The sequence below is a fragment of the Gracilibacillus timonensis genome (assembly GCF_900086715.1).
GTDB lineage: Bacteria > Bacillota > Bacilli > Bacillales > Amphibacillaceae > Gracilibacillus > Gracilibacillus timonensis.
In genome coordinates, this window is the sequence record NZ_FLKH01000011.1 from 440752 (window position 1) to 464962 (window position 24211).

Annotated in this window: 25 protein-coding genes; 23 read left to right on the forward strand and 2 right to left on the reverse strand. The window is 40.0% G+C overall.

Annotation, left to right across the window (positions count from 1 at the left end):
- Window positions 1-27: 27 nt before the first annotated feature.
- From BN6556_RS09430 to BN6556_RS09455, 6 genes are all read left to right on the forward strand, one after another.
- Window positions 28-1077 carry an NAD(P)/FAD-dependent oxidoreductase gene (locus BN6556_RS09430; protein WP_066190188.1) on the forward strand — a complete coding sequence of 350 codons (1050 nt, stop codon included), beginning with the start codon at window positions 28-30 and terminating at the stop codon, window positions 1075-1077.
- Between the two features lie 32 nt (window positions 1078-1109).
- Window positions 1110-2825 carry an ABC transporter ATP-binding protein gene (locus BN6556_RS09435; protein ID WP_066190190.1) on the forward strand — a complete coding sequence of 572 codons (1716 nt, stop codon included), beginning with the start codon at window positions 1110-1112 and terminating at the stop codon, window positions 2823-2825.
- Between the two features lie 175 nt (window positions 2826-3000).
- Window positions 3001-3420 (forward strand): NusG domain II-containing protein, encoded by a 420-nt coding sequence (locus BN6556_RS09440; RefSeq protein ID WP_066191279.1) that lies wholly within the window; start codon window positions 3001-3003, stop codon window positions 3418-3420.
- 203 nt (window positions 3421-3623) lie between these two features.
- On the forward strand, window positions 3624-4868 hold the full coding sequence (locus tag BN6556_RS09445) for a cytochrome P450 (RefSeq protein WP_066190193.1): 1245 nt from the start codon (window positions 3624-3626) through the stop codon (window positions 4866-4868).
- A gap of 22 nt (window positions 4869-4890) precedes the next feature.
- Entirely contained in the window at window positions 4891-5103 is a 213-nt protein-coding gene (locus tag BN6556_RS09450) for a hypothetical protein (protein ID WP_130860575.1), read from the forward strand.
- Window positions 5104-5298: 195 nt separating this feature from the next.
- Entirely contained in the window at window positions 5299-5520 is a 222-nt protein-coding gene (locus BN6556_RS09455; protein ID WP_066190197.1) for a hypothetical protein, read from the forward strand.
- A 52-nt stretch (window positions 5521-5572) separates the two neighbouring features.
- On the opposite strand, the gene BN6556_RS09460 is transcribed toward BN6556_RS09455, so the two are convergent.
- Complete coding sequence (locus BN6556_RS09460; RefSeq protein ID WP_066190199.1) at window positions 5573-6745, reverse strand: MFS transporter; 1173 nt, start codon at window positions 6743-6745, stop codon at window positions 5573-5575.
- A gap of 297 nt (window positions 6746-7042) precedes the next feature.
- Between BN6556_RS09460 and rfbA the strand changes: the two genes are divergently transcribed.
- The 16 genes from rfbA (at window position 7043) to BN6556_RS09540 (ending at window position 22266) form a co-directional block, all read left to right on the forward strand.
- A complete protein-coding gene (rfbA, locus tag BN6556_RS09465) occupies window positions 7043-7975 on the forward strand; it encodes a glucose-1-phosphate thymidylyltransferase RfbA (RefSeq protein ID WP_066190203.1) in 933 nt (310 codons plus the stop codon).
- Entirely contained in the window at window positions 7968-8996 is a 1029-nt protein-coding gene (gene rfbB / locus BN6556_RS09470) for a dTDP-glucose 4,6-dehydratase (RefSeq protein ID WP_066190207.1), read from the forward strand. The genes rfbA and rfbB overlap by 8 nt, the downstream gene beginning before the upstream one ends.
- Entirely contained in the window at window positions 8972-9937 is a 966-nt protein-coding gene (locus tag BN6556_RS09475; protein ID WP_066190211.1) for a glycosyltransferase family 2 protein, read from the forward strand. Before rfbB ends, BN6556_RS09475 begins: the two co-directional genes overlap by 25 nt.
- Window positions 9934-10626, forward strand: a complete 693-nt coding sequence (locus BN6556_RS09480) for a GNAT family N-acetyltransferase (RefSeq protein WP_066190213.1) — start codon at window positions 9934-9936, stop codon at window positions 10624-10626. Before BN6556_RS09475 ends, BN6556_RS09480 begins: the two co-directional genes overlap by 4 nt.
- A gap of 1 nt (window position 10627) precedes the next feature.
- Window positions 10628-10984: an EamA family transporter gene (locus BN6556_RS09485; RefSeq protein ID WP_066190216.1), complete on the forward strand. Its 357-nt coding sequence runs from the start codon at window positions 10628-10630 to the stop codon at window positions 10982-10984.
- Window positions 10985-10988: 4 nt separating this feature from the next.
- Window positions 10989-12119 carry a dTDP-4-amino-4,6-dideoxygalactose transaminase gene (gene rffA, locus BN6556_RS09490; RefSeq protein ID WP_066190219.1) on the forward strand — a complete coding sequence of 377 codons (1131 nt, stop codon included), beginning with the start codon at window positions 10989-10991 and terminating at the stop codon, window positions 12117-12119.
- Window positions 12082-13776 carry a DUF6044 family protein gene (locus BN6556_RS09495; protein WP_066190222.1) on the forward strand — a complete coding sequence of 565 codons (1695 nt, stop codon included), beginning with the start codon at window positions 12082-12084 and terminating at the stop codon, window positions 13774-13776. The genes rffA and BN6556_RS09495 overlap by 38 nt, the downstream gene beginning before the upstream one ends.
- 131 nt (window positions 13777-13907) lie before the next feature.
- A complete protein-coding gene (locus BN6556_RS09500; protein ID WP_066190225.1) occupies window positions 13908-14207 on the forward strand; it encodes a hypothetical protein in 300 nt (99 codons plus the stop codon).
- A 17-nt stretch (window positions 14208-14224) separates the two neighbouring features.
- Entirely contained in the window at window positions 14225-14629 is a 405-nt protein-coding gene (locus BN6556_RS09505; RefSeq protein ID WP_066190231.1) for a hypothetical protein, read from the forward strand.
- A gap of 375 nt (window positions 14630-15004) precedes the next feature.
- Complete coding sequence (locus BN6556_RS09510) at window positions 15005-15679, forward strand: FadR/GntR family transcriptional regulator (protein ID WP_066190234.1); 675 nt, start codon at window positions 15005-15007, stop codon at window positions 15677-15679.
- 81 nt (window positions 15680-15760) lie between these two features.
- On the forward strand, window positions 15761-16513 hold the full coding sequence (locus BN6556_RS09515) for an ABC transporter ATP-binding protein (protein WP_066190237.1): 753 nt from the start codon (window positions 15761-15763) through the stop codon (window positions 16511-16513).
- Window positions 16514-16526: 13 nt separating this feature from the next.
- Window positions 16527-17378 carry an ABC transporter permease gene (locus BN6556_RS09520; protein WP_066190240.1) on the forward strand — a complete coding sequence of 284 codons (852 nt, stop codon included), beginning with the start codon at window positions 16527-16529 and terminating at the stop codon, window positions 17376-17378.
- Window positions 17379-17433: 55 nt separating this feature from the next.
- Complete coding sequence (locus BN6556_RS09525) at window positions 17434-18507, forward strand: ABC transporter substrate-binding protein (protein WP_316245319.1); 1074 nt, start codon at window positions 17434-17436, stop codon at window positions 18505-18507.
- A gap of 56 nt (window positions 18508-18563) precedes the next feature.
- Window positions 18564-19988 (forward strand): dihydropyrimidinase, encoded by a 1425-nt coding sequence (gene hydA / locus BN6556_RS09530; protein ID WP_066190243.1) that lies wholly within the window; start codon window positions 18564-18566, stop codon window positions 19986-19988.
- Window positions 19989-21254 (forward strand): M20 family metallo-hydrolase, encoded by a 1266-nt coding sequence (locus tag BN6556_RS09535; RefSeq protein ID WP_066190246.1) that lies wholly within the window; start codon window positions 19989-19991, stop codon window positions 21252-21254.
- Window positions 21255-21270: 16 nt separating this feature from the next.
- Complete coding sequence (locus BN6556_RS09540; RefSeq protein WP_066190251.1) at window positions 21271-22266, forward strand: NAD-dependent epimerase/dehydratase family protein; 996 nt, start codon at window positions 21271-21273, stop codon at window positions 22264-22266.
- 82 nt (window positions 22267-22348) lie between these two features.
- On the opposite strand, the gene dps is transcribed toward BN6556_RS09540, so the two are convergent.
- The gene (dps, locus tag BN6556_RS09545) at window positions 22349-22834 is read right to left on the reverse strand and encodes a DNA starvation/stationary phase protection protein Dps (RefSeq protein WP_066190257.1); all 486 of its coding nucleotides are present in this window, start codon (window positions 22832-22834) and stop codon (window positions 22349-22351) included.
- Between the two features lie 218 nt (window positions 22835-23052).
- Here dps and BN6556_RS09550 point away from each other — a divergent pair, with 218 nt between their 5' ends.
- Window positions 23053-24189 carry an ROK family transcriptional regulator gene (locus BN6556_RS09550; protein WP_066190259.1) on the forward strand — a complete coding sequence of 379 codons (1137 nt, stop codon included), beginning with the start codon at window positions 23053-23055 and terminating at the stop codon, window positions 24187-24189.
- The last annotated feature ends 22 nt before the right edge of the window (window positions 24190-24211 follow it).

Below are 24211 nucleotides of genomic sequence, written 5' to 3' on the forward strand. Positions count from 1 at the left end.
GTTATAAAAAACCGAGGAGGTTATCAAATGAGAAATCCAGAGATTTACGATGTGACCATTATTGGAGCAGGGCCGGCGGGTCTTTTCTCTGCCTTTTATAGTGGATTGCGTGAAATGAAAACAAAGGTGATTGAGTACCAAGACCGCTTGGGTGGTAAGGTACATGTCTATCCGGAAAAAATGATTTGGGATATTGGCGCTTTAACACCGGTGTCTGGTGAACAGTTGATTGAACAAATGATAGAACAGGCAAAAACCTTCGACCCAACAATTGTCTGTAAGGAAAAGGTAACCACGATTGCTCAGGATGAACAAGGGATATTTATTCTTCATACAGCCTCAGGTGAAAAGCATTATTCTAGGACAATTATTCTGGCAATCGGCGGTGGTATTCTCAACCCGCAAAAGCTGGAAATAGACGGGGCAGAAAAATATGAGGTTGCTAACCTTAGCTATACGATTAAGTCACTCCAACGATTTAAAGATAAAACCGTGCTTATTTCTGGTGGTGGTCATACCGCAGTCGATTGGGCGAATGAATTAGAGCCGATCGCGCGAAAAGTCTATTTGGTTTATCGTAAAGATGCACTTAATGCTCATGAAGCGCAGGTAACCCAGTTGATGAATAGTTCCGTCGAATGTCACTTTGATACCGATATAAAACGTTTGATTGCTAACGATTCAGGAGAATATATCGAGCAAGTTGAGCTAAGTCATTGCCAAACAAACCAAAAATCCCATATAATGATTGATGAATTAGTGGTAAACCATGGTTTTGTTCGCGAGAAGAAATTATTGGAAGAAAGTGACCTGCCCATTGAGATGGCAAACGAGTATTTTATTGCAAGCAGCCCATTTAGTGAGACATCGGTGGCGGGCTTATATGGAGCTGGAGATGTGATTAAATACGATGGCAAGGTTCATTTAATTGCTGGTGCTTTTCAAGATGCAGTGAATGCTGTCAATAAAGCGAAGCAGTTTATTGAGCCCGACGCATTGGCCTCTGGAATGGTATCTTCCCACAATGACCTCTTCAAAAAACGCAATAAAAAATTGGTTGCCCAGCTCGTGAATTAAGTAAAAAAAGGTCATAAATAGGGGGGTATCTCATGGATTACTTGAAGCGTTTCTTTTCTTATTATAGTCCTTACAAGGGGCTTTTTCTTTTAGATTTCATCTGTGCTATTTTTGTAGGAATCTTAGAATTAGCCTTTCCGCTTGCGGTTAATCAGGTGATTGATCGTCTCTTGCCACAAGGAAATTGGACACTGATCATTTGGGCGTGTGTCGCCTTATTGTTGATCTATGCTTTGAATACCTTACTGCAATATATCGTCACTTACTGGGGGCATAGATTAGGTATCAATATCGAGACAGATATGCGTCAAAAGTTGTTTACTCATATGCAGAAGCTATCGTTTGGCCATTATGATAATAACAAAACCGGTCACTCCATCTCGAGGTTAACCAAAGATTTGGAAGAGATCGGGGAAATGGCACATCATGGCCCAGAAGACGCCTTTGTTGCCTTGATGACGCTAGCTGGTGCCTTTGCGATTATGCTTGGCATCAATTGGCCACTTGCCGTGATTTCTTTTATCGTCATTCCTTTGCTAATGGTCTTTGCCATTTACTTTAACAAGCTGATGACTAGAACCTTTCGCAGGATGTTCCATGATATTGCCGATATCAATTCTAGAGTTGAGGACAGTATTGGTGGTATTCGTGTTGTACAGGCATTTGCTAATGAAAAATATGAACAGGATAAATTTGCTGAGAATAATGAACGGTATCGTCAAACCAAACTGGCCTCGTACAAGATCATGGCAAAAAATATTATGTCCAATTATTTTTTGATGCGCATTGTTACTTTGTTCACCCTATTTTTCGGAACTTGGTTTGTGATCAACGGTTCCATGACTTATGGTGAATTTGTTGCCTTTTTGCTTTTGTCGAATATTTTGCTGGCACCTATTCAGAAAATCAATGCGATTATCGAGAGTTATCCAAAAGGAATTGCTGGGTTTAAGCGGTATACAGAGGTGCTGGATACTAATCCTGATATTGCTGACAGTCCGCAAGCACGGGATATTCCGATTCACGGAGAAATACGTTATCAGGATGTCTCCTTTGGTTACAGCCCAACAGAGAGTATTCTTGAACAGCTTAGTTTCGAGGTTAATGCAGGAGAAACTGTCGCATTCGTTGGTCCTTCCGGTGCTGGGAAAACAACTGTATGTAGTCTGCTGCCTCGTTTTTACGAGACGATGTCAGGTGATATTTATATCGATGGTCATTCCATTCAGGATTTCACGCTTCGTTCATTGCGGAATCAGATTGGCATCGTGCAGCAGGATGTGTTTTTATTCTCAGGTACAATTCGAGAAAATGTAGCCTACGGTAAATTGGAGGCCTCCGATGAAGAGATTATGGAAGCTGCTGAAAAAGCCCAACTGAAGACATTTATTGAGGCGCAACCAGATGGTCTGGATACCGTAATTGGCGAACGTGGCGTTAAGCTTTCTGGTGGTCAAAAACAACGCTTGTCAATCGCTCGTATGTTTTTGAAAAACCCGCCTATTTTAATCTTAGACGAGGCCACTTCAGCTTTAGATACAGAAACTGAGTTGGCCATACAACAGTCACTTGCTGAGCTATCAAAAGGTCGAACGACATTAGTGATTGCTCACCGCTTGGCGACGATTAAGAATGCGGATCGAATTATTGTATTAACCAAGGATGGCATCGCCGAACAAGGATCTCATCAAGAATTGCTGCAACGGACGGGAACTTATAGTCGTCTGCATCAGGCACAATTTGGCTAAATCAAATAACTGGACGGAAGAGATGGAATCGATGGCAGATTCCGTCTTTTCTTATGATGATAACCATACAAATCAAGCTGGAAGGAACAAGCCTTTATATGATAAAATAGACTTATAAGGTTTACTGACGAGAATCCTTATTATGGACTCCTTTAATCAGAAAGGAACGATTCCCATGCGAAACTTTATGAAAATGTTAAAACCCTTTGATATTGTCATTATTGTTGTACTTATATTTATATCCCTTATTCCGCTTACTTATTTTTCTATTATGCAGGCACAACAAAAGGGAGATACCGTTGTGGCTGAGATTTCCCGAGATGGTGAAGTGTTACGCGAGATTACCTTGACAGGAAATGAAGGAAATGAAGAATTTACGATTGAAGGAGAAGGCGACCAATATAACCGCATCGAAGTAGATGGAGAGAGAATTAGGATCAAAGAAGACAACAGTCCAGATCAAGTGGGAGTACGAATGGGCTGGAAAGATAAACCTGGCGAGACCATTGTCTGCCTGCCGCATAAGTTACTGATTGAATTATCCTCGGAAAACGAAGATAACGGCGGGGAAGAAGATGTAATTATTTCTCATTAGGAGCTAGAGGCGATACCAATTAGTGCTAATCGTCTCATAACAAGTAAAAGAGCTTATTAATAAAATGTATACAGACTGAATCCACAACGGGTTCAGTCTTATTTTGCGTCGAAGGAAAGTAACCTTTTTTCTTGTTGTTTTAATAGATCACAAAAAAGGGAATAATTCGTTCAAGAAGCTTTTTTATCAAGGAGGTATGGAAGATGACGGATACACATATGCCGAGGGATAAAGGATTGGACCACACATTACAGCTGTTACATGAGGGATATCATTACGTAATGAATCGTTCGGATAAATTCGATTCCCGGCTATTTGAAACGAAGCTGTTAGGGGAAAAGGTCATCTGTATGGTCGGTCAAGAAGAGGCAGCACTCTTTTACGATAATGCGAAATTTTCTCGGAAGGACGCATCTCCGAGCAGAATTCAGAAAACGTTATTTGGCGAAGGTGGCGTGCAAGGTTTAGATGGGCAGGAGCATCACCATCGCAAGGAGATGTTTATGTCGTTAATGTCGCAGGATGGCTTGGCAAGAATGGCGTCTTTCATTCAAGAAGAGTGGGAGCAAGAAATGGATCAATACCAAGACGAAAAGGTGATTATCTATTCATTAGCCAAGCGGGTTTTAACCAGAGCTGCTTTAAGATGGACAGGGGTTCCTTATCAAGAGGATCAGATAGAAACGTGGAGCGATCACTTAGGTGATATGTTTGAAGACGCTGGAGCAGTTGGACTGAAACATTGGCAGGCAAGAAGGTCCAGAAACAAGGCAGAGGATTGGATCAAGGAATTAGTCGGTAAAGTACGTGAAAAAGAGATTGAAGTCGGCGAAGACAGCCCACTTTACCATTTTGTCTGGCATCGCGATTGGAATGGAGAATTGCTGGACAAGTCGATTGTGGCCGTCGAATTATTGAATTTATTACGTCCGATTGTGGCGATTGCTGTCTATATTGATTTTCTTGCCTTAGCGATCCATGATTATCCAGAAGCGGTTCGTCAATTGGAAACGGAACAGGAAAGGGAGCATTTCATTCAAGAAGTAAGACGGTTTTATCCGTTCTTTCCCGTAGCTCCTGCACGTGTAAAAATGGATTTTGAATGGGAAGGATATCGTTTTACAAAAGGAACATTAGTCCTGTTAGATTTATATGGCACCAACCATGACCCAGCTATTTGGGATCACCCGGATACTTTTCAGCCAGAGAGGTTTAAGGAATGGAGCGGTTCTCCATTTGATTTTATTCCTCAAGGAGGAGGCGAATTTGATATTGGTCATCGCTGCGCCGGTGAATGGCTTACGCTCGAAGTGTTGAAAGTGACGTTAGATTTTTTCGTTAACCAAATCACGTATATCTTTCCAGAGCAGGACCTGACGTATAAAATGAATGATATTCCACCATTGCCGAAAAGTCGTGTGGTTATGGAGCAGGTACACATGAAGTAAACAAGGAGAAGGGAGGGGGCAAATGATGAACGATGAAATAAACAGGAAAGAAAGGGAAAAGAACAAGCGGAAAACCATTCATGAGGAAAAACGTAGCAAATTGGATCAATTCAAAGAACAACAGTTTGTCGATGAAACGCCATTAGAAGATCAGAAAATTGACAGACAGAATGAGAAGGATAAGAAAAACAGTCAAAGCACTTCTCAATCAGAGAAAAAGTATAAAGAGAATTAAGAACCATAAAGGCTGTGCATTTTATGACTGCACAGTCTTTATTTGTAGGATAGGGGATCTAGTCAACAACTAACGATTCTGGTAAAATGATGGGGATTACTCAAGAAAACGATCGACATTGGAAATGTTCGTATTTCCCATTACCTATGTCAAGTTTTTGCCATCGTTATGGAAATGAGCTTGAGGAGAGAAAATATGGCTTTTATTCTCAGTTTAGTCTTATATCTGCTTATTCTGTTAGTATTATCGCTCGGCTTGTTTGTGCTAATGGTGTCCATTTTTTGGACAAATGAACCAGCTATTCTTTTCTTAGTATCCGTGATCACCGTGCACTTGCTTTTACAAACGGCGGGAAGTATCCGAAAGCGCAAACGTTGGACAGATATTTATAAGCAAAAAGGTAGTGCGGAAGAATGACTCTCTGCACTACCTTTTTTAAACATGGATAAGGACTCACTGTTATCCAAACTCATATCTGTGCCGGTCGCTGACGACGCAAGAAAAATAAATAAATATATAACAAGATCGATAAGCTAACAGAGATGGCGGCAGTTAGATAAATATAGCTGTAGCCAAAACTATTCGCTATTTGACCAAATACCATTGCGCCCGTGCCGACTCCTAAGTCAAAAAAGGAGAAGAAGGTAGCATTGGCCATTCCTTTCCGGTGATTGGCTGCACTATTGACTGCCCATGCCTGTAATGCCGGCTGTACAGAGCCAAAACCAAGCCCGTATAAAGAGGCCGCGATAAATAAGACAACGGCGTTAGGCATCCAAACCAGTAAACACATGGCAATGATAATCGAAGCGGCGCCGGGTAGAAAGACAGCGACATGCCCGTATCTATCATATAAACGACCAGAGAATGTTCGAGAAACCATCAAAAATAAGGCATAAAGCAAGAAATAGATTTCAATGCCTGCAATATTCTCTTCTGCTGTATACAATGGCAAGAAGGAGGCAATCCCTCCAAAAGTCGTTGTAATAAAGAACAGTAATATCGCTGGTGTAAGTGCCGATTTTTCCACCACATCAAATCTCGATGTTTTTTCCTCAGAAAGAGGGGGTTCTACCTTTTTATAAGTGATCTGAGTAGCCAGAATAAAGGCCATCAAACCAAGGCTGGCGGCGATAATAAATAACCACGTAAATGACAGATAACCATATAGAGTCAAGCCCAATGTTGGTCCAAAAGCCAGCGCTAAGTTACCTGACAGGCCGAAGTAGCCCATTCCTTCACCACGTCTGCTTTGTGGAATCAAGTCCGTGGCGATGGTACCGGTAGCGGTTGTAGAGTAGCCCCAGCCAAGCCCCTGCACGACACGCATAAGCAAGAGGAAGACAATACTCGTTATAAAAGCAAATGACCCAACTGAAATAACAAAAATAGACAATCCGATTAAATAAACAAATTGTCTACCCTTTGATTCTAAGGCGTGTCCGGCATTAGGCCGAATAAGTAAAGCCGAAAAGGTGAAAATACCAGTAATAATTCCGATCATTTGATTACTGCCACCTAATTCCTGCACTAGTAAAGGAACGGTAGGCAGTGTCATTTGAAAGCCAAGAAAAATAAAGAAGTTGGCGACACAAATAGAAATAAAATCCTTCGTCCAAATCCTTTCTTTTGTTTGTTGCATATATACTAACTCCTTTAATTATTTCGGTAATCGAAATTTAATTATACCGCAGTTTCCTATGACAAAAAAGAAAAGTGTCTTGATTAAGTAAAAAGTAAGAAAAAAATATTTCAATTTGAAACATATTTGACATCATAATGTAAGTTTATAATGGTCAAGAAAAAGGAATAATGAGGTAACAACTATAAGTATGCGTTTAAAAAGAACCAAGCGTCATTTTTATTGGGCTTTTTGAACAACCTCTATAATAAGTACTAAAAAATGTGAAATTATAATATGGGAAGGTGTGTGAAAAGGATGAAGGGTGTTATTCTTGCCGGAGGAAGCGGCACACGGTTATCACCAAGTACGGATAGCTTAAATAAGCACCTATTACCTGTTTTTGATAAACCGATGATCTATTACCCGCTGTCTGTCTTAATGTTAGGTGGACTGAAAGAGATCATGATTATCAGTACACCAGAAGATACTGAACGATTTGAACGATTATTAGGAGATGGTTCCTCGCTGGGCCTTAGCCTAACGTATCGTGTACAAGAAGAGCCAAAAGGAATCCCAGAGGCCCTCGTGATTGCAGAAGGCTTTATTGGAAAAGATGATGTGACCTTAATTCTTGCTGACAATATCTTCTTTGGGCAGGGCTTTACTACACTATTAAGGAAAGCGATCAAAGAGCATAAGCATGCAACGATCTTTGGTTATCGTGTCAAGGATCCTGAACGATTTGGAGTAGTTGAATTTGATCATCAACAACGCGCTATTTCACTCGAAGAAAAACCAGAAGATCCCAAATCTGATTTTGCGGTTACCGGCCTATATATGTATGACCATCGCGCTGTCCAACTAGCAAAAAAATTAAAGCCATCCGATCGTGGTGAATTGGAGATTACCGACTTGAATAAGGAGTATTTAAAATTTGGGCAGTTACATGTGGAACTGTTAGGCCGCGGCTTTGCCTGGATGGATGCCGGCACACAGGAATCATTATTTGAAGCAGGTGAGTTTATCAAGACCACCCAGCAGCGTCAAGGCTTCAAGATTGCTTGTTTAGAAGAGATCGCCTTCTATATGGGCTATATTTCTAAAGACGCATTATACGAAAAAGGAAAGGCGATGGAGAAAAACGACTATGGACAATATTTAATGGAAATAGCAGGTCGCAAACACCATCAACAATATTGGGATTCCATTGATCATCATCCCATGTTAGGACTGGTGGAAAATGAATAAAACCATACTAATTACAGGTGGGGCCGGTTTTATCGGCTCCAATTTCATCCATTATTATCGGCAGCAACACCCAGAAGACAGAATTATCAATATGGATAAGTTGACGTATGCTGGCTCTCTTCAAAATCTCAGCAGTATCACAGAGGATTCCTATTATACTTTTGTGGAAGGAGATATCGCTGATCTGAAGCTTATCGAGGACATTTTTAATCAAGAGGATATTGATGGGGTGATTCATTTTGCTGCAGAATCCCATGTGGATCGTTCAATTGCCGACTCCATTCCTTTTATTCATACCAATGTGGTAGGGACCATGAATATCCTGCAAACGGCGTATAAGAATTGGGAAGAAAAAGGGGAACTAAAATCCCGTCGTTTTCACCAGATATCCACGGACGAAATCTATGGCTCATTAGGTGAAGAAGGTCAATTTACCGAAGACACCCCGTATGACCCGCGAAATCCTTATAGTGCCTCCAAGGCTAGTGCCAATCTGTTGGTAAAGAGCTTTGGCTATACCTATGGGATGAATATTGTGATTTCCTCTTGTTCGAATAATTATGGTCCGAGACAACATGAAGAAAAGCTGCTTCCTACTATTATTCGGCATGCGCTTGCCAATGAGTCCATTCCTATTTACGGAGATGGTCAAAATATTCGAGATTGGCTCTATGTTCATGATCATTGTGAGGCGATTGATTTGATCTATCATCAAGGTAGACCAATGGAAACTTATAATGTTGGCGGGGAAAATGAGCAGACCAATATCACGATAACCAAACAAGTTTGTCAGCTTTTAGATCAAGTGTGTCCCGAACTTCTGCGGCAATATCGCTTAGAACGTTTTGAACAGCTGATGACCTTTGTGGAAGATCGAAAGGGGCATGATCGCCGTTATGCCGTAAATGCAAGTAAAACAAAGAGAGAGTTAGGCTGGCAACCAGTGACATCATTGACGAATGGACTGAAACAAACGGTAGATTGGTACGTAGAGAAATGGAAAAGAACAACCAACCGCTGATCTCCGTCGTTGTCCCGGTTTATGGCTGTAAGACTTGCTTAGCAGAATTATGTGATCGCGTCAAACAAACGATTCAGTCCATTCCAGCTCGCTACGAAATTCTGCTTGTTAATGATGCAAGTCCTGATCATGCTTGGGAAGTAATTACAAATCTGCATGCCCAAGATCCACAGGTGAAGGGGATTGATTTAACGCGTAATTTTGGTCAGCATCATGCCATTACTGCTGGACTTGATTTTACTGCCGGAGATTGGGTGGTGGTGATGGACTGTGACTTGCAGGATCGACCAGAGGAAATCATATCCTTATACTACAAGGCGTTGGAAGGTTACGATGTTGTATTTGCTCAGCGCATGGTACGACAGGATCGATCGATGAAAAAACTATCCTCGAAATTATTTTACAGAATATATGACTACTTCAGTGGTCAAAAAAGTGATGCAACGATTGCCAATTACAGTATTGTATCCCGCAAAGTTGTTGAAAGTTATCGCGAATTACGAGAACAGAATCGCTATTTTCCGCTTTTTATCAAGTGGATTGGTTATAAGCAAACCAAGCTTCCCGTTCAGCATGATGCAAGGAAAGAAGGTAAATCCTCGTACCATTTTCGCAAACTAGTGGTACTTGCTACGGACGCTATCGTATCACAGTCTAATAAGCCACTACGGCTTTCGATTACCGTCGGCTTCTTGATGGCTACACTTTCGTTTATCTATGCACTATATTTATTTACTCGCTACTTTTTTTTGGCAGAACCTGTGCAAGGATGGACCAGTGTGATGGTCTCGCTTTTCTTTATTGGCGGGCTGATTTTTTTTCAGTTTGGCATTATTGGCTTGTATTTGGGGAAAATTTTCAACGAAACGAAAAATCGGCCCATCTACTTAATTAGGGATGTGACCGATGCTAATGCGGAAAAGAAAGGAGATAGGCAATGAGCAACAATACCTTTTTAGAAGCAACACCATGGGATCGGCGTAATTTTGCTATCGCTACTTATCAACTAACGGAATATAGGGAGGAAGCCTTGCAAGAAACCAACAAAGTCGAAGGTCATTTTACAATAAAGGTGGATCCGTTTGCTGATAAGTCCCTATTGCAGCAATATGGCTTCTACTATGTGGATACCTTATCAGAACCCTTTTGCAAGCGAGAGCACTTCTTGGCTGATCGTGCTGGTGATATCACCTTTACCAAAGATTATGACAACGATCAGGTGCTGACTATTGCAGAAGGAGCGTTTCAAGGCGGACGCTATCATCGTGATTTTAATGTCCCTAATGATTTAGCCGATTTACGTTATCGTAATTGGGTGAAAGATTTAATCGATCAAGATTTGATTCTTGCTTATGTACAGCAAGGAAATGTGGATGGTTTTTTTGCCTATCAAGAGGAACATGTTCTCCTGATGGCGATGCACAAAAGGGTTCGGGGCAAGGGCTTTGCCACACCGTTTGCAGCGGCTTGTTTACAGGAACAATGGGAACGAACCGATGCTGACAAACTGATTACATCGATTTCTCCCAGTAACCCTGCCTCGTTGAATGTGTTCCTTGGCGTAGGCTTTCGGATGGGTCCTTGTAAGGATATTTATCATAAAGTAAATGGCTCGGTTGGGGGAGATTAAATTGGGATATTTATATATTGCAGCAACGATTATCTTTACCGTATATGGACAGTTAATTATTAAATGGACGATGGATCGCCAAGGGGAATTACCGGAAGGGCTTTTCGATAAATTTATTTTCTTAGTGCAAATGATTGGGAACCCATGGATATTGTCTGGTTTTTTTGCTGCCTTTCTAGCGGCTTTAAGCTGGATGGCTGCCATGACGAAATTCGATATTAGCTATGCCTATCCATTTATGAGTCTTTCCTTTGTCTTAGTATTTATCCTGTCAGCGATTCTATTTGCCGAGCCAGTCAATCCGCAAAAAATGATTGGCTTTGCCTTAATTATCATTGGGATTATCGTAATGAGGTGAGCAGATGATACCTTTTAACAAACCATGTTATATCGGAGAAGAAGAGCAAGCAATCGCTCAAGCTATTGCCAATCGGAAAATGTCCGGCAATGGTGTTTTCGGTAAGCAGTGTGCGGCATGGTTAGAGCAACAATTACATACCAAAAAAGCACTGCTGACCCCTTCTTGTACAGCGGCATTGGAGATGTGTGCCTTGCTGATTGATATTCAGTCGGGAGACGAGGTGATTATGCCTTCTTACACCTTTGTCTCAACTGCCAATGCATTTGCCTTAAGGGGAGCGCAAATCGTGTTTGTCGATGTAGATCCAGCCACGATGAATATCGATCCGGAACAAGTGAGAGCGGCAGTAACCGAACGAACAAAGGCCATTATGGTAGTACATTACGCAGGTGTGGCCTGTGATATGGACCGTATAATGGCGATTGCAAATCAGCATAAGTTATGGGTGATGGAAGACGCTGCACAAGCATTGATGAGCCAGTACAATGGACAGCCGCTTGGTACGATTGGTCACTTAGGAACCATTAGTTTTCATGAAACGAAGAATTATGGTTGTGGAGAGGGTGGTGCCTTGCTGGTCAACGACAAAACCCTGATCACCCGTGCAGAAATCATCCAGGAAAAAGGAACAGACCGCTCCCAGTTTATTAGAGGAGAGGTTGATAAATACAGCTGGCGTGATATTGGCTCTTCTTATCTATTGAGCGAGCTGAATGCTGCCTATTTATCGGTTCAGCTGGACCATGCTGAAGCCATTAATCAGGATCGATTGTCAAGCTGGTATGCTTATGAAGAAGGATTACGTGCTTTGGCGACAAGCGGTATGCTAGAGGTTCCATATATCCCCGCGTATGCCAAGCATAATGCCCATCTCTTTTTCATCAAAACGGTCCATCCAACGAGTAGACCACGATTGATGGAATGGCTAACAGCGCAAGATATTATGACCGTTACCCATTATGTGCCATTGCACACTTCAACCGCTGGTAAGAAATATGGCAGATTTCACGGGATTGATCGTTATACGACCAATGAAAGCAATAAATTACTGCGTTTACCACTTTATTATGGAATGAGTAAAAGGGATGTAGCTTATGTGGTGGAAAAGATTCAACAATTTTATGAAGGCTAAATGGATTTGGATAGGGTGTCTGGTTATCCTGGCTTACCTATCCCCTTATCTAATATTCGGTGAAGCTACTCATATTCGTGTCCATGACAATATGGATTCCAATATTGTCTGGTATAAGGTGTTAGCTGAAAGTGGTCATATTTTCACCTTGCAAGATATTCAGCTTCCATATGCCGTGAATGGGTTACCACGAAGTGCTCTACCGTCAGCTTTCGATGCCGTGGTTTGGTTATATGTCCTTTTTGAACCGATGGCCGCCTATACGATTAGTGAAACAGTGATGCGCTTTGCCGCTTTCTTTGGGATGTATTTATTATTAACGAGGTTTATATTAAAAGAAGAAACCAGTCCGTGGATAAAAGTAGGCGTACCGTTGGCGTTTGCCTTGCTTCCCTACTGGCCTTCGGGTGCTTTATCGATTGCAGGGATACCGCTGGCTTTGTATGGCTTTTTAATGATACGTAAATACCGTAAACAGGCGCCAAGGCACGTATGGCTGCTCTTATTTTTGATCCCGTTTTTCTCGAATTTTATCTTGAGCTTTGTATTCTTTTTGGCAATTATGGGGATATGGTGGTTCGTTGATCGTATCCGTTTTGGTAATTGGAACTGGGCGTTTTTTACTGCTATAGCAGGAATGACGAGTATCTATCTGCTGAAAAATTATTTGCTGATTACCTCGATGTTTTTTAGTTCTGATTTCACTTCCCATCGAGCAGAACTGGAGTTAGGAGAAAATACCTTTCAACGAAGTTATGAATTGGGATGGGAGAATTTTCTGTATGGACATACCCATGACGAGGCCCATCAAGCCTATATTATTGTTCCTTTTATGCTTCTTGCTCTTTTGACAGCCATTCTGAAAAATCGTCAGCCTAAATTATTAATGATCTTATTCTTAGCCAATCTGGTATTGTCGTTCTGGTATGCCTTCTGGTATTGGGAAGGCTGGCGTCTGATTAAGGATCATATCTCGATTGTTAATGAGTTTAATTTTGCTCGGATCCACTTTTTAGACCCGCCAATTTGGTATATTATTTTTGCGCTTGCCCTGCTGATTATGTGGAAACACCTTAAATTCGGAAAGTATTTAGCGATGTTGGCTGTCGTTGGGCAGTGCATGTTTTTATTTGTTTTAACAGAGGATATAAAATATAGGGAAGTTGGTACGCCAAGCTTTGAAGAATTTTATTCGGAAGATCTATTTGCAGATATTCAGGAGTATATTGGCGAAGATCCCAGCAGTTACCGCGTAGTTAGTATTGGAATGCACCCGACAATTGCCCAATTTAATGGTTTTTACACCCTGGATACGTATAATAATAGTTTTTCTTTAGCGTATAAGCATGCGTTTCGTGAGATTATTTCCGGAGAATTGGAAAAAAATCCTCACTTGAAAAATTATTTCGATAACTGGGGGGGCAGATTGTATATGTATGTAGCCGAACATGGGGAAAATTATATGTATACCAAGGATAAAAACGAGCCGATCGAACAATTGGATATTAACACAGACGCCCTTCAAGCGCTTGGGGGCGAGTATATCTTGTCTGCAATGGAGATTGGCAATGCCGAATCGTTAAGTTTAGATTTGGAGGAAGTTTTTACGGATAAAGAATCTCCATGGGAAATTTATTTGTATAGGGCGAATGGATAGTCTGGCATTCATTCCATAGAGGAAAGTAAAGACATAACCTGTACCCGTGAGAAGGTGCAGGCTTGTTTTATCACAATGCGAGGAACCTGTTAGCTAACCTCATTCATCCATGTTAAAATGAGAAGATAAAGATGTTCGGTTATCTAAGGAGAGATATTATTTTTCATAAAATCAATGGCTTTAAGGATACGCCTCTACCCATTCTGATTGTAAAGCTGATGTTGATGGCAGGAGTGGTTGTATTTGCTTTTCTTTCTATTGGCTTGGAGGAAGTTTGGCTAGGGTATGGAATGATTGGCATGGGCTTATTGATGATGACGCTGGGAGTGGAAAAGAAGCTCGTGGATCAGGAACATATCACGTTAACCTTCAGTATCGTGGTAGCGATTGTCTTTTTTGCTATTTCTAGTTATATTTTTAGCAATCATTAGTGTGGAGCACGTGGTGCATGACCAAATCGAATCGGATGAAAGGGAGGGGCGTGGACATTATTGGGCTTTCTTTGCTATTTATGCTGCTGATGGGCTTTATCTTGATGGTGACTTGTCTCGTTTCTATTTTTCTGGTGGTGGAGATATACAAACAAAAGAAAGCTCCCCGAAAGATTTCCTATGGTGTCTTAGGGTTGCTGCTTACTCATTGGGTCTTTTTCCTTGTTGGTGGTTATGCCCTATTTCCAGTAAATATTGCTGATGCTATTTTTCTGCCTGTCTGGCTGATAATATCTCTAGCAGGTGCATGTATTACGATTTATGAAATGAAAAATTTTCGACTTTTTGCCATCACAATGGCTGGTTTAACGGTGATAAGCTTATTATTTAGTCTTTTTATTAATGGGATTGGGAAAATGTAGATGAGTCTTATTCACACATGATAATAACGAGACGCGAAAAACGCAGAGGATTATTCCTTGCGTTTTTTCTATTATTAGCAATATGTGATGAAATAAAAAAAACAATGTGGAGGTGAACGACTATTTACTATCGTTTGTGCATGAAAAAATTTCAATCGATAAATCGATACCATGCAACATACTATTCAGAATAGCTTCCAGCTGCTTTGAACAAGTATGTGGTGATGGATAGGATATCTAACAAAGAAATAATAGCTAAGTAAAAACCGTGTTAAGAAGTATAACAAGCTATTAGTAAAATATACATTCTTGTTTTAAATTAAGATATATACAAAAGAACATGCCACATTTTTAAAGAGGAAAAGAGGGGGTTAAATGAAATTTGAAACAGTGGCTGTAGAAAAAATTCCTCAAACGATTGTTGCTCAAATTAGGAAAAGGCTTGTAGATGGGGAATTAAAGCCAGGTCAATCACTACCATCTGAGTTAAAGTTAGCAGAAATGTTTGGTGTGAGCAGAAGCTCCGTAAGAGACGCCATGCAGATATTAGAAAGTACTGGATATGTAAATAGACGCAAAAAAGGTGGAACTACTATTCGCAGCATTACTTTTAAAGATATTGCCAATATGTACACACCTAAAACAGAAAATGTGGCGTTATACGATTTACTTGAAACTCGAGAAGTGCTGGAAACCTCTGTTGTTCAATTCGCGATAAATCGAGCAAGTGAACAAGACATTGATGAACTAGAAAAAACCATTGATTGGATGATTAATAGACCAGACCAAGCTGCTGAAGCAGACATTGTTTTTCATATCACGTTGGCTCGAATTAGCCAGAATCAAGTCATGCTGAATATTATTGAATCTTTAGAAGAGATCATGAACCAGCTGCAAGAAAAAACCATCGATTATCCTGGAAGATTAGATGAAATTATAAGGGAACATAAGCAGATTGTACAGGCGATTAGAAATAAGGATGAACAGTCGGCTATTTATTGTATGAGAATGCATATTCAAAAGATTGGAGACATCTTGGAGCATATATAATGTTGGTGAAATAATATGTCAGACAATAGGACTTAAAAGAAGTTCACAATCAGCGAAAATGATTACAAGAGGTGAAAAAAGATGAATTTAACACTTGAAGATGTCAATAAATCTTTTGGAGAAAAAGAAGTACTTAAAAATGTGAATCTGCAAGTAAATCCACAAGAGATAATATGTGTACTGGGACATAGCGGGTGTGGGAAATCTACCTTGTTAAACCTAGTGGCTGGTTTCTTAAAGGAGGATGTAGGTTGTATAAAAGTAGATGGCGTACCAGTTGATGGACCTTCTAAATCCCGTGGAGTGGTTTTTCAAGATCATGCATTATTTCCTTGGTATGATGTCATTACTAATATTGCATTTGGATTAACGGTTCAAGGAATGGAAAAAGATGAAGCAATGGAAAAGGCAAGGGAATTTCTTGTATTAGTTGGCTTGGAAGAGTATGAAAAGCATTATCCAGATGAACTCTCAGGTGGTATGAAGCAGAGGGTAGGTATTGCTAGGGCGTTAGCGAGTGGCCCAGACATATTGTTAATGGACGAACCATTTGGTGCTCTGGATATACTAACCCGTGATATTATGCGTAAGGAGTTACTTCGGATTTGTAATGAACTGCATCCGATGGTGATATTTGTTACGCATAGTATTAGTGAAGCCATCCATTTAGGCGATCGAGTAGTTGTTATGAAAGATGGTGAGGTAGCGGGAGATTTTAAAGTAGGAATTGATCATCCAAGAATGTATGATCACCCTCGCTTTAGCCAATTAATGGCTGAAATTGAGCAAATATTAATGGGAGAAGACGAATTAATGCAAGTGATTAGAGATTAGAGGAGGAGGATACATGAAATCATCAACTGCTATAAAGGTTGGACCGATTCAAAAAGAACAGTCAATAACGAAACTGAATAACTACAAAATAATGTTACAAAAGGCCTTACCTATCATCATGTTTTTTGTTGTATGGGAAATAGTCGGGAGGTTAAATCAAAATTTGAATTTGATCAATCCGCTTTTTCTGCCGCCACCTACGTTGATTATTCAGGATGGCTGGGCATTAGCACAAACAGGTATCATTACTAGCAGTATTATAGCCAGCACGCTAAGAATTATAGCAGGTTTTGGTTTGGGATGTGTTGTAGCAATAGCATGTGGGATTATTATGAGCCGGTATAAATTAGTAGAGAATTGGGTTGGTCCCATTGTTAATTTGGTTGGACCCATACCAGCCCTAGCCTTACTTCCGCTCTTTATCATCTGGTTTGGAATCGGTGAGTTTCCCAAAATTCTATTAATTGCTTGGTCTACCTTCATACCAGTATTTATATATACACTAGATGGACTGAAGTCTGTGAATACAACATTAGTAAGGTCAGCTCTAAGCCTTGGGGCAAATCAAAGGCAGATTTTCACTCGGGTTGTTCTTCCATCCGCTATTCCCAATATATTAGTAGGTATTGAGGTAAGTTTAGGCCTGAGCTTTTCCGCACTGGTCGTTTCAGAGATGATGGGTGCGAAAACAGGACTCGGATATATCATTGTTGACGCAAGAAACTATTTTAAGATCTCAAATATGTTTGTAGCCATTATTTTGATTGGATTAGAGTATAGCCTTTTTGCTTTTATCATTAAAAAGATAAAGGAAAGAATCTTATTTTGGCGTAAAGGTGGTGCAAACGGAGCCATTGAGAGCTAAATGCAAGATAAATTAACTGAAAATTAAGAATATTATATTAATGGGAGGGATTACCGTGATTTATTCTAAGTTTTTTAAATGGGAATATTTACTGATGACATTATTAGCTATGGTTTTAATGGCTTGTGGAAGTGACACCAATGCTTCACAAGCCTCAGGAGAAGAAGCAAGTGAAGAATTGGAAATGAGTGAATTAACACTGACAGGAGTGCGTGATCCACAAATCTCTGCTGCACAAATTATAGCGGATGAATTAGGTTATTTTGAAGAGGAAGGCTTAGATGTTACCAATTATTTAATCGAAAATGGTCCGGAAATGAGCTCCATGATCGCTGGTGGAAGTGCTCCTATAAGCTTAATGTCCAATTTTCTTTCGATCACACTAAAAGCTTCAGATGTTCCCATTAATGTAGTAGCTGTTCTTGATCAAATGGCTGGAACACAGGCGATGGTTGGATCAGAGAACCTCGAATTAGAATCCGCAAAAGATTTAGAAGGATTGACAATTGGAATGCCAAATGGTGCAGAAGTTAGATATGCCATTGACAGCATGGGAGAAGAGCTTGGGGTCGATGTCGATCAAATAGAGTTTGTAAACATTGGACCAAGTGACGGACTGGCAGCTTTGCAACGTGGCGATATCGATGCATTAGCGGCTTGGGAACCGTTTATTACAAAAGGAACACAAGCAGGTGGCGATTTTATCCTAAGTGGTAGAGAAAGTAATTTACCAGAAAAGCAAGGAGAAGTGGACTGGCTAAGTGTTCATTCCACGTTGATGGCTACGGATGATTTCTTGGAAGAAAACCCAAATACGATTAAGGCCATCATTCGAGCACTAAAGAAAGGGACCGACTATATTAATGAAAATAGAGAAGAAGCTATTAAGACACTGTCTCCGGAATTGCGTTTGAGTGAGAGTGAATTAGAAGAGATTATGGGGCGTAATACTTATTCTATGGAAGTAGATAACACCTATTGGAATGAGAGTAATAGTGATGGAATTATGGATTACTTTATGAGTGTTGGTAATATCCAATCAAAACCTAAGGTGGCTTCTTACCATGATTTTAGTTTATTGGAAGAGGTTTATCCAGAATTAATTACTGCTGATAATCTGCAGGACTAATATCCTGAAGCAATTAGATAAAGATAGCTATTTTATTCTTATAAGGGAGTATGCATATGACATATAAAATAATCAAAAATGGTTGTATCGTAACACCAACTCACCAATATAATGCGGATATTTTAATAAAAGGTGAAAAGATTAAAGCAATTGGTGATAATTTAGAACGGAATCGTCCAGGTGTGGAAATGGTAGATGCAACAGGGCTATACGTTTTACCTGGAGCTGTTGATGAGCATACTCATATGTCGATGCCAAGTCCTGGGACACATTCTATGCCATGGGAGACTGAGACAGTAGCTGCTGCCGTAGGTGGAACAACAACCATTGTCGATTTTGCCATTCAGGAAAAAGGTCAGACATTATTGGAGGCTATCCATACTTGGCAGACAAAAGCACATAATAATACAGCTATTGACTACAGCCTTCATGTTGCTATCACTGATCTAAATGATGCCGTGATAGACGAAATACCTTTGGCCGTGAAGAAAGGCGTTTCCACTTTCAAATTATTTATGGCTTATAAAGATGATAAAATGGTTGATGACGCCACGCTCTACCGTGTACTTAAGAAATCGAAGGAAGTAGGCGGACTAGTCATGGTGCATGCAGAGAATGGAGATGTTATCTCTGTGCTGCAGAATGAATACATGGAAAGTGGCAAGACAGAACCCATTTACCATGCGGTTACTCGTCCTATTGAAATAGAAGCAGAAGCAACACGAAGAGCAATTGCTCTGGCAAAGATAACAGAGGCGCCAATTTTTGTAGTTCATGTTTCTGGGGAAGAGTCTGCGGAAGAAATTCGGAAGGCACGTTTAAACGGTCAAGCAGTCTATGGAGAGACTTGTCCACATTATTTATTTTTAGATGAAAGCTATCTGCAGCTGCCTGATTTTGAAGGGGCCAAATATGTTTGCTCACCTCCGCTCAGGGATAAATATCATCAAGAAACGTTATGGAAAGCTATTAATGCTGGTACTTTACAGGCAATTGGTACAGATCATTGTTCCTTTAATTATCATGAACAGAAATATAGAGGCATCAACGATTTTACCAAAATTCCTAATGGGGGAAATGGCATTGAAAACTGGGTTCAAATGTTATATTCATTTGGTGTGAAGAAGGGAAAAATTTCTTTTGAACAGTTAGTAGAGCTGATTTCTGCCAATCCTGCAAAGTTTATGGGATTATATCCACAAAAAGGAACAATCACCATCGGAAGTGACGCGGATATTGTTCTATTCGATCCCGATATAAAACAAACCATTAAAGCGGAAACACAACTGCAAGCCAGTGATTATAACTTTTATGAAGGATTTGATATTGAAGGCAGTCCACGCCATGTTTTTCTACGTGGTGAACTTATCGTGAAAGATAGAAAATATATTGGAAATCTTCAACAGGGTAGATTCATAAAAGCCGAGCCATATGGAGCTGCCTATGATTCCATCACTACAGATGATAGAGGAGTGATCTAAATGAAGATAAATAAATGGCGTTTACAGGAACACTTCGAAATAATATCCGAATACGGAAAAATAGGTGAAACCGGTCTTTGTCGTCCTACTCTTTCAAAGGTTGAGAAAGAAGCATTTAAGGTCGTCTCTCAATGGATGAGGGAAGCAGGCATGACTGTGAAAATTGATCATGCAGGAAATCTAATTGGACGGCTAGAAGGAAAGAATCCGAGTGCACCAATTGTAATGATAGGATCGCATTTGGATTCTCAGCCATACGGAGGTCGCTTTGATGGGACATCAGGTGTTTTAGCAGGTGTGGAAGTAGCAATGACGATGAAAGAACAAGATATAGTGCCCGAATCTCCGATGGAAGTTGTAGCATTTTGTGATGAAGAGAGTTGGCGTTTTAAGAAAGGAGTGTTTGGCTCTAGAGCGATCGTTGGACAATTTGAGCCAGAGGAATTAGAACGAAAAGATAAAGATGGTGTTACTAGAAGGCAAGCTTTATTAGATTTTGGCTGTGACCCAGATAAGGTTGCTGAAGCTGCCTATCCGGATGGAGTCATTGGTGCCTTTTTAGAAATGCATATCGAACAAGGACCAGTTTTAGAGGCGCAGCAGCTGCCAGTCGGAATTGTTTCAGCTATTGCAGGTCCTATTTGGCTTACCGTTACATTAAAAGGATTTGCTGGCCACGCAGGATCGGTCCCTATGAATATGCGGCAAGACGCACTATTAGGAGCAGCGAAAATGATTGGAGAGATTAATCACTTAGTAAGAAAAGAACAGGATGCCCCGACGGTAGCAACGGTTGGAAGTTTACACGTATTCCCTAATTCACCTAATAGCATACCTGAAAAAGTGGAGTTTTCCATTGATCTTCGTGATATAGACTTAAATAGACGTAATCAGATGGAGAAACAAATACGTGCTATGATTAAGCAAGTCTCGAATAACTATGATCTTACGTTTGAGATTCAGGAAGACACCAATTTAAAACCAGTAAGTTGTGCAGATTGGATTCAACAAGTCATGATAGAAGAGAGTCGAGAGAATGAATTAAATAGTCCTTTAATGGTAAGCGGTCCTTTCCATGATGCAGTAGTTATGGCAGATACGTGTGATATCGGCATGATCTTCGTGAGGTGTAAAGATGGCATTAGTCATAACCCTGCCGAGTTTGCTTCCTATGATGATTTAGCATTGGGAACAGAATTATTGTATCATAGCGCATTGCGTGTTTTTACAAGTATTAATGAGGAAATTTTAGCCTCATCTAACTAACCATAAGGAGAATGATATGACCATTTTAATAACGGGTGGATCTGGGTTTGTGGGAATCAATATAATCGAAAAACTATTAGACGAGAAGCAGGACATTGTTAATTATGCTACCTTCCCTGTTCCGGATGAAGCGACATATTCCTTTGACAACCGATCAGGACACTATAAATTTATTCATGGTGATGTAACAGATTCATTTATGTTGGATAGCGTTATGAATAACTATGATATTGAAACAGTTATTCATGGAGCAGTTATTACTCCTGATTTTCAACAAGAACAAGCAAACAGCGAAAATATTTCCCGTGTTAATTACATGGGAACTGTAAATGTGTTAGAAGCGGCAAGAAAGCATCACATCGAGAAATTTATCTATATAAGCTCCGTTTCGGTATATGGCGATTCTGCTTTTAAAGGTAATATACTGCATGAAGAGGCAACGATACCTGTACCGCGAACATTGTATGAAATTACGAAATATGCAGCTGAAAGAACGGCATTAAGATACAAGGAATTGTTTAACATGGAAGTTATCGTTACTAGATTAGGGCAAGTATTTGGTCCTTGGGAGCGATATACAGGTATTAGACACACCCCATCTGGTCCTTTCCAAGCGACTAGAAGTGCTTTATTATATAAGGAAGTTCATATGGAAAGACCGGGACTTCGAGATTGGGTTTATAGTAGAGATGTCGCCGCTGCCATATGGGAAATATGGAAAGAAAATGATAGTACATATGATATATATAATATTGGATCAGGACAACAATGGACGATGGCGCAATGGTGTGAAATGCTTTTAGAAAAGATACCGGCATTACAATATACAATAGGCAAATCGGAGGATAACAACGTAGACTTTTTTGTTCCTGCTGATGCCAGTATGTTATCTATCAAGAGATTGAAGACAGACATAGGGTACATTCCAAAGTATGGTATAGCTGAAGCATATAAGGATTATATGCAATGGATAGAAGATACTAGTGATTTTTGGTTAGATCAATCAAGCTAAAAAGTGGATATGAAATAACCCGATGCTCATCACATAGCATCGGGTTATTTACGTTATTCAGTCAACAATGACGGAATCTTCATTAATCGGAACTACCATCAGACAAGTGTGACTCTAAGAACCAGAGATCTTTATCAAGCTGACGGGATACTTCGGTAAATAAATCTGCTGTATTCGCGTCAATTCCTTCAGCAACATCAATTGCTTCGCGGAGACTGTTAGCAACAATAGCCCATCGTTCAGTTAATGCCTCTATCACCACGATGTCTTTACTGTCTTCTAATCGCCATGCTGGAACGGACGTCTCCTGTGCCATGAATTGAATTGGTTTACCAGCTGTTCCTCCCAAGGTACCGACTTGTTCTGCGAGCATGTCAATGGCTTCTGGCAGGCGTCCTGCTAAGTCATCAAAGAACTCGTGATAAGCAATAAACCGAGGACCGCGTACATTCCAATGTGCTAGTTTTGTCTGAATAAAGAGATCCGTTAAATTAGTTACATGTTTATTCAGTAACTCCATTAATTCTTTTCTGCCTTGTTCGGATTTTGTTTCTCTAAATTGCATCATATTGATTACCTCCTGAAGAAAAATCATTAATTATCTCATCATTATTATTATTCCCATGCCTTGTCCAAATGAAACGCAATTTATTGAAAAAAAAAGCCAGTTTATATCGATTTCTAAAAATAAAGGTTGCATTTTTAGAAAATGGTGTTATTATTTAGTTAGTTAGATTTTAAAACAAACTAACATTGCCATAAAAATTTATGTTAGGAGTTTATCCCATGCATCAGACAGAGGCGAGCAAATTCGATATTATCAAACGAATCAATCGATCCATGGTACTGGATAAGATCAAGTCAAGTGAAGAAATAAGCAGGACAGAGATTGCCAAAGATTTAAAGTTAAGTAAGGCAACGGTTTCTTCCATTATTGAAGAATTAGTAAGCAGAAAGTTAGTGGAGGAAATGGGAAAGGGTAAGTCCACCGAACGAGGTGGTCGAAAAAGATCGATGCTACGATTTAATCCTAGTTCTAAAATAGGAATTGGCGTGGATATTGGTGGAACCAAGATTCAAATGATTATGACAGATTTAATTGGAAACAAGGTGTATGAACGACGTATTGCATCGACCAATAAAATGAGCAAATTGATTGATTTTATTGAGGAGGCAATCAATGACTCCCAAGTAGCAAGAGACAGTATTGTTTCATTAGGAGTAGGAGTTCCTGGTTTTACCAATCCAGAAACAGGGATGGTATTTGAATCACCAGCGCTGCAATGGAGAGATGTTCCTTTAAGAGAACAGTTGCAAGAAGCCTTTTCATTCCCTGTGTTTATTAATAACGATGTGAACTGTGCAGCTCTTGGGGAGAGGTGGCTTGGTTCTGGGGATAATCGTGATCATATTTTCTTTATTGCGATTGGGACGGGAATTGGCAGCGCTATTATTTCAGAAGGTAAACTTATCTATGGTGCAGATTTTATGAGTGGAGAAATTGGCTATCAGATTTCGCGTGAAGATATTAGAAATAAGCGATTTAATCAATTAAAAAAATTTGGTGTATTTGAAAGTAAAGCCTCCGGTGAAGGGATCAGAACCGAACAGTATTCTGCCGAAGAAGTATTCGAACAATATCGTCAAGGCAAGGAAGAAGCTGTCCTGATTATTAATGAATTTATGGAAGAGTTAGCGGTGGTTATTGTAAATAGTATTAATTTGCTTAATCCGGAAAAAGTCGTAATAGGTGGAGGGGTTTCAGAATCTATGGCTGTTGTACTTCCAAAGCTTCAAGCCAGAGTGGATGAATTAACACCGATCAAAACAGAGATTGAATTAGCGACTTTAAGCAGTATGGCTGGAGCGATTGGAGCGGTCAATTATTCCTTTCAAGAAGTAGAAGAAAACAATTTGTTGTGAAAGATGAAATCATCTCCTGTCA

Coding starts and splice junctions, on each gene's coding strand:
- BN6556_RS09430 (WP_066190188.1), top strand. CDS start 28: ATGAGAAATCCAGAGATTTACGATGTGACCATTATTGGAGCAGGGCCG.
- BN6556_RS09435 (WP_066190190.1), top strand. CDS start 1,110: ATGGATTACTTGAAGCGTTTCTTTTCTTATTATAGTCCTTACAAGGGG.
- BN6556_RS09440 (WP_066191279.1), top strand. CDS start 3,001: ATGCGAAACTTTATGAAAATGTTAAAACCCTTTGATATTGTCATTATT.
- BN6556_RS09445 (WP_066190193.1), top strand. CDS start 3,624: ATGACGGATACACATATGCCGAGGGATAAAGGATTGGACCACACATTA.
- BN6556_RS09450 (WP_130860575.1), top strand. CDS start 4,891: ATGATGAACGATGAAATAAACAGGAAAGAAAGGGAAAAGAACAAGCGG.
- BN6556_RS09455 (WP_066190197.1), top strand. CDS start 5,299: ATGGCTTTTATTCTCAGTTTAGTCTTATATCTGCTTATTCTGTTAGTA.
- BN6556_RS09460 (WP_066190199.1), bottom strand. CDS start 6,745: ATGCAACAAACAAAAGAAAGGATTTGGACGAAGGATTTTATTTCTATT.
- rfbA (WP_066190203.1), top strand. CDS start 7,043: ATGAAGGGTGTTATTCTTGCCGGAGGAAGCGGCACACGGTTATCACCA.
- rfbB (WP_066190207.1), top strand. CDS start 7,968: ATGAATAAAACCATACTAATTACAGGTGGGGCCGGTTTTATCGGCTCC.
- BN6556_RS09475 (WP_066190211.1), top strand. CDS start 8,972: ATGGAAAAGAACAACCAACCGCTGATCTCCGTCGTTGTCCCGGTTTAT.
- BN6556_RS09480 (WP_066190213.1), top strand. CDS start 9,934: ATGAGCAACAATACCTTTTTAGAAGCAACACCATGGGATCGGCGTAAT.
- rffA (WP_066190219.1), top strand. CDS start 10,989: ATGATACCTTTTAACAAACCATGTTATATCGGAGAAGAAGAGCAAGCA.
- BN6556_RS09495 (WP_066190222.1), top strand. CDS start 12,082: ATGTGGTGGAAAAGATTCAACAATTTTATGAAGGCTAAATGGATTTGG.
- BN6556_RS09500 (WP_066190225.1), top strand. CDS start 13,908: ATGTTCGGTTATCTAAGGAGAGATATTATTTTTCATAAAATCAATGGC.
- BN6556_RS09505 (WP_066190231.1), top strand. CDS start 14,225: ATGACCAAATCGAATCGGATGAAAGGGAGGGGCGTGGACATTATTGGG.
- BN6556_RS09510 (WP_066190234.1), top strand. CDS start 15,005: ATGAAATTTGAAACAGTGGCTGTAGAAAAAATTCCTCAAACGATTGTT.
- BN6556_RS09515 (WP_066190237.1), top strand. CDS start 15,761: ATGAATTTAACACTTGAAGATGTCAATAAATCTTTTGGAGAAAAAGAA.
- BN6556_RS09520 (WP_066190240.1), top strand. CDS start 16,527: ATGAAATCATCAACTGCTATAAAGGTTGGACCGATTCAAAAAGAACAG.
- hydA (WP_066190243.1), top strand. CDS start 18,564: ATGACATATAAAATAATCAAAAATGGTTGTATCGTAACACCAACTCAC.
- BN6556_RS09535 (WP_066190246.1), top strand. CDS start 19,989: ATGAAGATAAATAAATGGCGTTTACAGGAACACTTCGAAATAATATCC.
- BN6556_RS09540 (WP_066190251.1), top strand. CDS start 21,271: ATGACCATTTTAATAACGGGTGGATCTGGGTTTGTGGGAATCAATATA.
- dps (WP_066190257.1), bottom strand. CDS start 22,834: ATGATGCAATTTAGAGAAACAAAATCCGAACAAGGCAGAAAAGAATTA.
- BN6556_RS09550 (WP_066190259.1), top strand. CDS start 23,053: ATGCATCAGACAGAGGCGAGCAAATTCGATATTATCAAACGAATCAAT.